The sequence below is a fragment of the Spirillospora sp. NPDC000708 genome (genome assembly GCF_040299565.1).
In the GTDB taxonomy this organism is placed as follows: domain Bacteria; phylum Actinomycetota; class Actinomycetes; order Streptosporangiales; family Streptosporangiaceae; genus Spirillospora.
In genome coordinates, this window is record NZ_JBEPCJ010000117.1 from 19,079 (window position 1) to 27,063 (window position 7,985).

8 protein-coding genes are annotated in these 7,985 nt (G+C 75.1%); 2 read left to right on the forward strand and 6 right to left on the reverse strand.

Annotated features, from left to right (window positions below):
• Nucleotides 1–2: 2 nt before the first annotated feature.
• Nucleotides 3–2,582: an FtsX-like permease family protein gene (locus tag ABT299_RS46635; RefSeq protein ID WP_500254737.1), complete on the forward strand. Its 2,580-nt coding sequence runs from the start codon at nucleotides 3–5 to the stop codon at nucleotides 2,580–2,582.
• Nucleotides 2,583–2,585: 3 nt separating this feature from the next.
• Here the strand turns inward: ABT299_RS46635 and ABT299_RS46640 are convergent, their stop codons facing one another.
• Genes ABT299_RS46640 through ABT299_RS46650 form a run of 3 tightly spaced genes read right to left on the reverse strand, consistent with a single transcriptional unit; the run spans nucleotide 2,586 to nucleotide 4,115 of the window.
• Nucleotides 2,586–3,161: a DNA-3-methyladenine glycosylase I gene (locus ABT299_RS46640; RefSeq protein WP_500254738.1), complete on the reverse strand. Its 576-nt coding sequence runs from the start codon at nucleotides 3,159–3,161 to the stop codon at nucleotides 2,586–2,588.
• 55 nt (nucleotides 3,162–3,216) lie between these two features.
• On the reverse strand, nucleotides 3,217–3,663 hold the full coding sequence (locus tag ABT299_RS46645; RefSeq protein ID WP_190867225.1) for an SRPBCC family protein: 447 nt from the start codon (nucleotides 3,661–3,663) through the stop codon (nucleotides 3,217–3,219).
• Nucleotides 3,648–4,115, reverse strand: coding sequence for a hypothetical protein (locus ABT299_RS46650; protein WP_190867223.1), 468 nt, complete (start codon nucleotides 4,113–4,115; stop codon nucleotides 3,648–3,650). The genes ABT299_RS46645 and ABT299_RS46650 overlap by 16 nt, the downstream gene beginning before the upstream one ends.
• Before the next feature lie 54 nt (nucleotides 4,116–4,169).
• On the opposite strand from ABT299_RS46650, the gene ABT299_RS46655 reads away from it, so the two are divergent.
• Nucleotides 4,170–4,517, forward strand: coding sequence for a hypothetical protein (locus ABT299_RS46655; protein WP_241756453.1), 348 nt, complete (start codon nucleotides 4,170–4,172; stop codon nucleotides 4,515–4,517).
• 60 nt (nucleotides 4,518–4,577) lie between these two features.
• On the opposite strand, the gene ABT299_RS46660 is transcribed toward ABT299_RS46655, so the two are convergent.
• The 3 genes from ABT299_RS46660 to ABT299_RS46670 form a co-directional block, all read right to left on the reverse strand.
• Nucleotides 4,578–5,894 (reverse strand): alkaline phosphatase PhoX, encoded by a 1,317-nt coding sequence (locus tag ABT299_RS46660; protein WP_190867221.1) that lies wholly within the window; start codon nucleotides 5,892–5,894, stop codon nucleotides 4,578–4,580.
• Nucleotides 5,895–6,070: 176 nt separating this feature from the next.
• Entirely contained in the window at nucleotides 6,071–6,661 is a 591-nt protein-coding gene (locus ABT299_RS46665) for an LOG family protein (protein WP_387029897.1), read from the reverse strand.
• A 51-nt stretch (nucleotides 6,662–6,712) separates the two neighbouring features.
• Nucleotides 6,713–7,985: MFS transporter (locus ABT299_RS46670; RefSeq protein ID WP_500254739.1), on the reverse strand; the 1,273-nt coding region annotated here is incomplete at its 5' end.

Below are 7,985 nucleotides of genomic sequence, written 5' to 3' on the forward strand. Positions count from 1 at the left end.
CCATGTGGCTCATCGCGCGGCGCTCGTTCGCCGAGGGCTGGCTGCGGCTGGCCGCCACGATGCTCGCGGCGCTGTTCTCCATCGGTCTGATCGCGGGCTCGCTGCAGTTCACGCTGCGCGCGCAGGAGGCCGTCTCCGGCAGCGACGCGAGCGAGTACGCGCGCGCCGACGTGCTCGTCCAGGGCGGCTCGGTCGACCCCGACGACCCGTACGCGGTCCCGGACGGCCGGGTCGCGCTCGCGCGGGTCGCGAGACGGCCCGGCGTCGCCGCCGTGGCGGGGGACGCGTCCGTCCCGGTGACCGCGAGCGGCGCCGGCCACAAGACGATCATGCCGCCGGCCGGGGCGCGGACCCTGCTGCGGCCGTGGACGTCCGAGGCCGCGCTCAACCCGTACCACCTGGAGTCCGGGCGCGCGCCCGCCGCCGGCGGCGAGGTCGCCGTCACCCGGCACGCCGCCCGCGCCGGGAAGCTGGGCACCGGCGACACGATGACCGTCATGACGCCGAAGCAGGCCCTCACGATGAAGGTCGTCGGCATCGTCACCGTGCAGGGGCACAGCGCCGTCGCGAGCGGCGACCTGCTCCTCGCGCCGCCCGCGACGGTCCAGCAGGTCGCCGGGCTGCCCGCCGGGACCTGGCAGTCCGCCTGGGTGAAGGCCGCCCCCGGCGTGCCGCCCGCGAAGCTGCGCGGCGAGCTGACCCGCGCGTTCGGCTCCGCCGCGACCGTCCGGACGGCGAGCGGCGTCCGGCACGCGCAGTCCGCCGACCTGCAGGGCGCCGGCGCGTCCGTCGGCGGCGCCATCGGGATGCTGTCGTCCGTCGCGGTGTTCGTCGGCCTGTTCGTGGTGTCCAACACCTTCGGCACCCTCGTCCGGCAGCGGACCCGGCGGCTCGCGCTGCTCGGCGCGATCGGCGCCACCCCGCGGCAGATCAAGCGGCTGATCCGGCTGGAGGCGCTCGTCCTCGGCGTCGTCGCGTCGGCCGGCGGCGTCCTGCTCGGCTACGCCGTCTCCGAGCTGCTGACCAGGCTGTTCGCGCAGGACGGCTTCGACATCACCGCCGCCGACGCGCAGTACGGCTGGATCGCCCTCGCCGTCCCGGCCGCCGTCGGGATCCTCGTCACCCAGCTCGCCGCGTGGCGGGCCGCCCGGAAGGCGGCGCGCATCTCCCCTATGCAGGCGCTCAGGGCGGCGAGCGCCGACACGACCGGCCGCCGCTGGCCCCGCCTCGCCGGCGCCTTCGCGGTCTTCGCCTGCGCGTGGATGTTCTTCGGCCCCGTCTGGGCGATCCGCGCCGAGGAGCCGCCCGGACCCGACCGCACCGTCGGGATCGCGGTGCTGATCCTGATGGGCTGCATGACGACCGTCGCGGCCCTCGCCGTGCTCGGGCCGTTCTTCGTCGGCCCCCTCGGCGGCCTGGTCGGGCGGATCGGGATGGCCGTCAGCGGTGAGGCCGGACGGCTCGCCCGCGCCACGATCACCCGCAGCCCGCGCCGCGTCTCGTCCGCCGCCTCGTCGCTGATGCTCGGCGTCGCCCTCGTCGGCGCCACCGCGATGATCGTGATGTCGGCGAACGGCCGCTTCGACGAGGCCGGACGGCAGGTGATGCGGGCCGACCACGCCATCGCCGCGACCGGGAAGACCGCCGACGGACCGGCGCCGCTGCCCCGCGACCTCGCCGCGAAGGCCGCCGCCGTCCCGGGCGTCGCGCACGCCGCCGCCCTCACCGCCTCCCAGGTCAAGCTCGTCTCGCCCCAGCCGAAGTCGCACGACGGCGACAGCGACTCGCTCTACATCGCCGTGACCGGCGTGGACCAGGGCGCGCTGCCGTCCGTGCTCCGGCTCGGCGGGCACCTGCCGGCCCTGCCGGACGGGCGGATCGGGCTCACCTCCGCGATCATGAAGGCGAAGGGCCTGCACAAGGGCCAGCGGATCGTGGTCGCGGGCGCGCGGGGCCGCGTCCCGCTCACCGTCGCGGGCGCCTACCACGACCCGTCCCACCTGTTCGCCGACGGCGCGCTCGTCGCACCGTCCACCATGGACCGCCTCGACCCCGATGCCGCCGCCCAGGCGATCCTGGTCAGCGGCGGGTCGGCGGACGCGCTGTCGCGCGCGGTCGCGGGCCTGCCCGGCGTCGAGGTCATGGACCGGCACGCCTACGTCGAGCGGGCCGCGGGCTCGATGACCAAGGGCATGAGCGTCATCTACGGGTTCATCGGGATGTCGCTGGTCCTGTCGCTGTTCGGGATGGCCACCACCGTCTCGATGAGCGTCGCCGAACGGACCCGCGAGTTCGGCCTGCTCGGCGCCGTCGGCGCGACGGTGACGCAGATCCGGGCGATCGTCCGCTGGGAGGCCGCCACGGTCGTCCTGCTCGGCGGCCTCCTCGGCATCGGCGCCGCCGTCGGCACGGTCGCCGTCCTGCACGCCGGGACCGGCAGCTCGTTCCTCACCCCGGACCCGCCCTGGTGGCTGTTCGTCCTGGTCGCCGCCGGCGCCGCCGCCGTCACCCTCGCCACCTCGGCCCTCCCCGCCCGCCGGGCCTCCGCGATCCCCGTCCTGGAGGCCGCCAAGGCCGAGTGACCGTCAGGTGTACGCGCCTCGTCGATGGCACCCCGTCAGGTGGTCGTCGACGAGGCCGCACGCCTGCATGAGGGCGTACGCGGTGGTGGGGCCGACGAACCGGAAGCCGTGCTTCTTCAGCTCCTTGGCGAGGGCCTTCGAGCCGTCGGTGGAGGCGGGGACGTCGGACGTGTCGGCGTACGCGGGGGCGTCGGGGTCGGCGAAGCGCCAGGCCGTGGCGGCGAGGCCGCCGGGCAGGTCGAGCGCGGCGCGCGCGTTCGCGATCGCCGCGTCGATCTTCGCGCGGTTGCGGACGATCGACGCGTCGGCCATCAGCCGCGCGACGTCGTCCGGCCCGAACGCGGCGACCCTCTCGGGATCGAAGCCGCAGAACGCCGCGCGGAACCCCTCCCGCTTGCGCAGGATCGTCAGCCAGGACAGCCCCGACTGGAACGCCTCCAGGCACAGCCGCTCGTAAAGGCCCTGGTCGTCGCGGACGGGACGGCCCCACTCCTCGTCGTGGTAGGCGATGTAGTCGGGGGCCGACAGCCCCCACGGGCAGCGGGACAGCCCGTCCTCGCCTCGGATAGCGGTGCTCACCGGCCCGTTCTACCTCATGCCTCGGACAGAACGGCACGGGTCGGGGAAGGCCGGGTCAGGACGGGCCGGCCGCCAGCGCGGCGAGCCGCCGCAGCCCGAGGCGCATGAACGCCTTCACGACGGGGCCGAGGACCAGCCATCCGGCCCGTCCGAGGACACCGAGCGGCAGGTCGACGCGTTCCGCCCACACGACGCGGCTGCCCTTCCCGTACGGGAGCACCTCGAACCGGGCCTCCCCGCGCACGAGCCGCCCGGTGTGCCGGACGGCGACGAGCCGCCCGGCCCGCCAGCCGGTGATGACCATGGTGTCGAGGAAGCCGACGGGGCCGACGCCCGTCCACGCCCTCAGCTCGGCGCCGACCTCGCGGCCGCCCTCGGCGCGGGTGAACGGCATCCAGTCGGCGTGCCTCGGCCAGTCGGTGAGGACCTCGAAGACCCGCTTCGGCGGTGCGTCGGAGAGCGCCTCGGCGTGGACGGCGACCTCGCTCACGGAATGTCCCATGGCCCGTCCTTGCCCGATTCCGGGTCGTCGTCCCCCTCGTCCTGCGGCTCGCCGTCCTCGCGCAGCCGGATCGGCGGGGCCTCCTGCTCGGGGAAGTGCGGGTCCTGCAGGCCGTGCAGCGCGCCGATCCGCTCCGGCTCGGGCGCCACCGTCGCGCCGCGGCGCAGGTCGTCGACCTGCCGCTCCAGGTCGGCCACGCGGGCGTCGCGCTCGGCGAGGGCGCGGGCGAGGTCGCGGAACGCCTGGTCCGCCACGGGCGCCTGGTAGCCCCAGAACGCGCGGGGCAGCCGGAGCGAGAGGACCGTCCGGGGCGTGACGTACCGGCCGTCGCCGAGCGGCAGCGGCGGATGGTCGGGATGGGTCTCGGTCAGCTCGCCGCCCCGGCCCATCGCGAGGACGACGACGGAGCCCAGCACGGCCAGGCCCGCCAGCACGAAGACCACGACCAACATCTCGCTCCGATCTCCTCACGACTCCGCACCCCTGATCGTGCCACGCTTGGGCGCATGGGGTTGCACGAGGAGCGCGCCGGGTCGCGCGACGGCCTGATCCTGACGGGGCCGGAGCGGGCGCCGGACGGGACCGTGGACGCGGGCACGGCGCCCCCGGCGGCCCGGGTGAGCGAGCTGGTCGAGCGGGCCGGGCCGTCCGGCGCCGTCATGGTGGCGCTGGAGTCGGACGCGGCGGAGCCCGATCCCGGGCTGATGGCCGCCGCGTCCGTCTACGCGTGGCTGGGGGCGAGCGTGTTCCGGGTGCCGCCGTCGCAGGCGGACGGGGTGCGCCAGGTCCTCGACATGGTCGCCGCGATCCGCGGCACCCGCCCCCCGGCGGTCGCCCGCCGCGGCCTCGCCTAGCCCGCGGCGGCCCCGCCTGATCCGCCGCGGCCTCGCCCAGGCCGCCGCAGCCCCGCCGGCTCAGGCGCGGAGCTTGTGCCAGGGACCGGTGATCGCGAAGGTGACGCCGGGGCCCTCCTGCCGGTTGGCGAAGAGGATCCTGCCGTCCGGGGAGAACGTGACGCCGGTGAACTCGCTGCCGTTGAGGGCGTTGCGGGCCATCGCGAACGGCTTGCCGGCCTTGGTGGTGCCGACGAGGTGCTGGTCGCCGTCGCCGTCCTCGGCCAGCATCACGCCGCCGCCGTACGGGGAGACGGTGATGTTGTCCGGGCCGTCGAACCTGCCGCCCGGCTTGAACACCAGCTGCAGCTCGATCTCGTTCTTGCGCGGGTCGTAGGTCCAGACCTGGCCGGCGTGCTCGGCGGCGCCGCCGTCGGCCTTGTGGGAGTAGGAGCAGACGAAGTACGCCTTGCCGTGGCCCCACCAGGCGCCTTCCAGCTTCTGGCTGCGGGTGACGTCGTCGAGCTGCATGCGGGTCGACTCGGTCTTCGCCGACGGGTCCGGCACGGCCACCCAGCGGCAGTGCAGCTTGGTGCCGGGCTCCTGGACGACCGACAGGTCCGGGACGTCCCGGACGTTCATCGCCTCCAGCCGTCCGCCCTGCAAGTAGGCGTGGTAGTCGCCGCGGTGCGCGCGCGGGCGGAACCGGTAGAACAGGCCGAACGGACCGTGCGCGTCCTCGGTGAGGTACGCGGTGAGGGTGTCGGGGTCGACGGCGACGGCCTCGTGGGCGAACCGGCCCAGCCCCGTCAGCGGGACGGGCTCGGTCCGCCGCCCGTGCGGGTCGACCTCGAAGACCCAGCCGTGGCTCTTGGTCTGGCCGGTGAAGCCCTCGGTCTCCTCGCAGGTCAGCCAGGTGCCCCAGGGGGTGCGGCCGCCCGCGCAGTTGGTGGACGTCCCGGCGAGGCTGACGTACTGCGACAGCAGGTCGCCGTCCTTGTCGACCTCCAGCGTGGTGGTGCCGCCGTTGGCCGCCGGGTCGTAGGTGAGGGCGGCGGGCGCGACGGCGCGGGTGCCGTTGTTGCTCTGCTCGTGGTTGCGGACGAGCCGGGTCCGGCCGGGCCTGCTGCCCGGGAAGGTGGCCGTGCCGTCGTGGTGGCCGGGGACGACGACGCCGTCGGAGATCGGGTCGCCCTCCGTCGACAAGGTCTTGTAGGAGAAGCCCTTGGGCAGGTCGAGGACGCCCTTGGGGTCGGGGATCAGGGGGCCGTAGCCGTAGGCCTCTCCGGTATCGGCGCCCGCGGAGGTCTGGAAGACGGAGTCGAGGCTTCCGGCCAGGGCGATGGACAGCGCGCCGGCGGCGCCGCCCTTCATGACACCGCGACGGGTCACGGACATGGTGCGGTCTCCTTCAACGTGAGGGGATCACGCAGGAGCGTCGCGGCCGGTGCTGAACCGGGGGTGAACGATCACCTGCCGGATGGCAAACCCCCAGGACAATCTTGGTCTTTTCCGGCGTCCGCCGCGCCGAAAGCGTCCCCCACGCTGCCGTGGGGGACGCGCGGGCGGGCGGGTCAGAGCTCGGCCTCGGCGTAGTCCTCGAAGCTCATCCCGATCTTCGGCTGGGAGCGTTCCAGCAGGTCGAACGCCTCCGGCACGGAGGACGACCAGCCGATCGCGTCCCAGATCTTCGGGCGGGCGAACCCCTGCTCGGTGAGGCCCTTCATCAGCTCGCGGAGCGGCTCGTACACGCCGGTCGGGTCGAGGATCACCACGGCCTTGTCGTGCATGCCGAGCGTCCGGGCGGTCCAGATCTCGAACAGCTCCTCCAGGGTGCCGATGCCGCCGGGCAGCACCAGGAAGGCGTCGCTGCGCCTGTCCATCTCGCCCTTGCGGGTCCGCATGTCGGGCGTGACGATCAGCTCGTCGCTGTCGTCGTCGGAGAGCTCGACGCTGACCAGCCCCTCGGGGATCACCCCGACGGTGCGGGCGCCGCCGGCCCGGGCGGCGCGGGCGACGGCGCCCATGCAGGACACCCGGCCGCCGCCGCTCACCAGGCTGTGCCCGCGCCGGGCCAGCTCGTCCCCGACCTCGGCGGCGAGGTCGACGTACCGCCGGTCGATCTTGGTGCTGGAGGAGCAGAACACGCAGACGGCCAGGGACATGGCGCACGCCTTTCGGTCGGGGACGAGGCGCTGCCCACTCTACGGAGCCGGCTACTCGGCGAGCTCGTCGCGCAGGCGCGGCGCGAGGGCGACCACGATGATCATCAGGACGAGGAAGACCACCATCACCGCGTGCAGCCCGGCGGCGTGGTTGAGCGCCCCGATGATCGGCGGCCCGGCCAGGAACCCGACGTAGCCGATGGTGGACGCGGCGGCGATGGCGGGCCCGGGCGATCCGGGCGTCCGCCGCGCCAGGTGGCTGTAGGTGACGGGGACGACGGCGGCGAGCCCGAGCCCGATCAGCGCGTACCCGGCCAGGCTCGTCCAGGTGAACGGGAGGGCGAGGGCGAGGACGGCGCCGGACGCGGCGAGGGCCGCGCAGCCGAACAGGTACCGGTGCGAGCCGGTGCCGGCGCGGATCCGGTCGGCGACGAGCCGGCCGGTCACCATCCCGGCCGAGAACACCGCGAACCCGGCGGCGGCGAGCCAGGTCGGCGCTCCGGCGACGTCGCGCAGGTAGATCGACCCCCAGTCGTTCACGGTGCCCTCCCCCATCAGGGCGCAGAAGGCGACGAGGCCGGGCGTCCACACGCCGCGACCGGGGCGGACGAGCGCGAGCCCGGGTCTGTCCGACCCCGGCGGGTCGGGCGGCAGGAACGCGGTCGCGACGAGGCAGAGGGTGGTCAGCAGCACGGCGGCCAGCATGAAGTGCGTCTCCGGGCTCAGCCCGGAGTGCACGGCCAGCCCGCCGGCCGCCGCGCCGGTGACGCCGCCGAGGCTGAACCTCGCGTGGAACCCGCCCATGAGGGGGCGGGCGCTGAGCCGCTCGGCCAGCGCGCCCTGGGTGTTCATGGCGACGTCCACGCAGCTGTTGGTGATGGCGAAGAAGGTGAGCGCGCCGGTCAGGCACAGCAGTTGCGGCGCCAGCCCGACGAGCGGGAGCGCGCCGAGGTAGATGCCGGCCCCGGCGAGGATGCGCCGGCTGCCGATCCGGGCGACCAGCAGGCCGGCCAGCGGCAGCCCGGCTAAGGCCCCGGCGGCCAGCCCGGTGAGCGCCACCGACAGGCCGCCGGGGGTGAGGTCCAGCGCGTCCCGGACGTCGGGCACCCGCGAGGCCCAGGTGGCGAAGGCGGCTCCGTTCGAGAAGAAGATCGCGCCGACGCCGGCGCGGGCGGCGCGGCCGCGGGCGACGGCCGGCGGGACCGGGGGGCCGGCTCCGGCGTCGTCGGTGCCCGCGCGGGGCCCGCCTCGTGTCCTGCTTCTGGGCATGCTCGACTCCCCTGGGGTGTGGGTGCGGTGCTCCGCCCGCGGCGCCGCCGGGCGC

What these genes read in the sequence shown, in the direction of transcription:
- ABT299_RS46635 (WP_500254737.1), top strand. Translation starts at nt 3, where the DNA reads ATGTGGCTCATCGCGCGGCGCTCGTTCGCCGAGGGCTGGCTGCGGCTG.
- ABT299_RS46645 (WP_190867225.1), bottom strand. Translation starts at nt 3,663, where the DNA reads ATGGGACATTCCGTGAGCGAGGTCGCCGTCCACGCCGAGGCGCTCTCC.
- ABT299_RS46650 (WP_190867223.1), bottom strand. Translation starts at nt 4,115, where the DNA reads ATGTTGGTCGTGGTCTTCGTGCTGGCGGGCCTGGCCGTGCTGGGCTCC.
- ABT299_RS46655 (WP_241756453.1), top strand. Translation starts at nt 4,170, where the DNA reads ATGGGGTTGCACGAGGAGCGCGCCGGGTCGCGCGACGGCCTGATCCTG.
- ABT299_RS46660 (WP_190867221.1), bottom strand. Translation starts at nt 5,894, where the DNA reads ATGTCCGTGACCCGTCGCGGTGTCATGAAGGGCGGCGCCGCCGGCGCG.
- ABT299_RS46665 (WP_387029897.1), bottom strand. Translation starts at nt 6,661, where the DNA reads ATGTCCCTGGCCGTCTGCGTGTTCTGCTCCTCCAGCACCAAGATCGAC.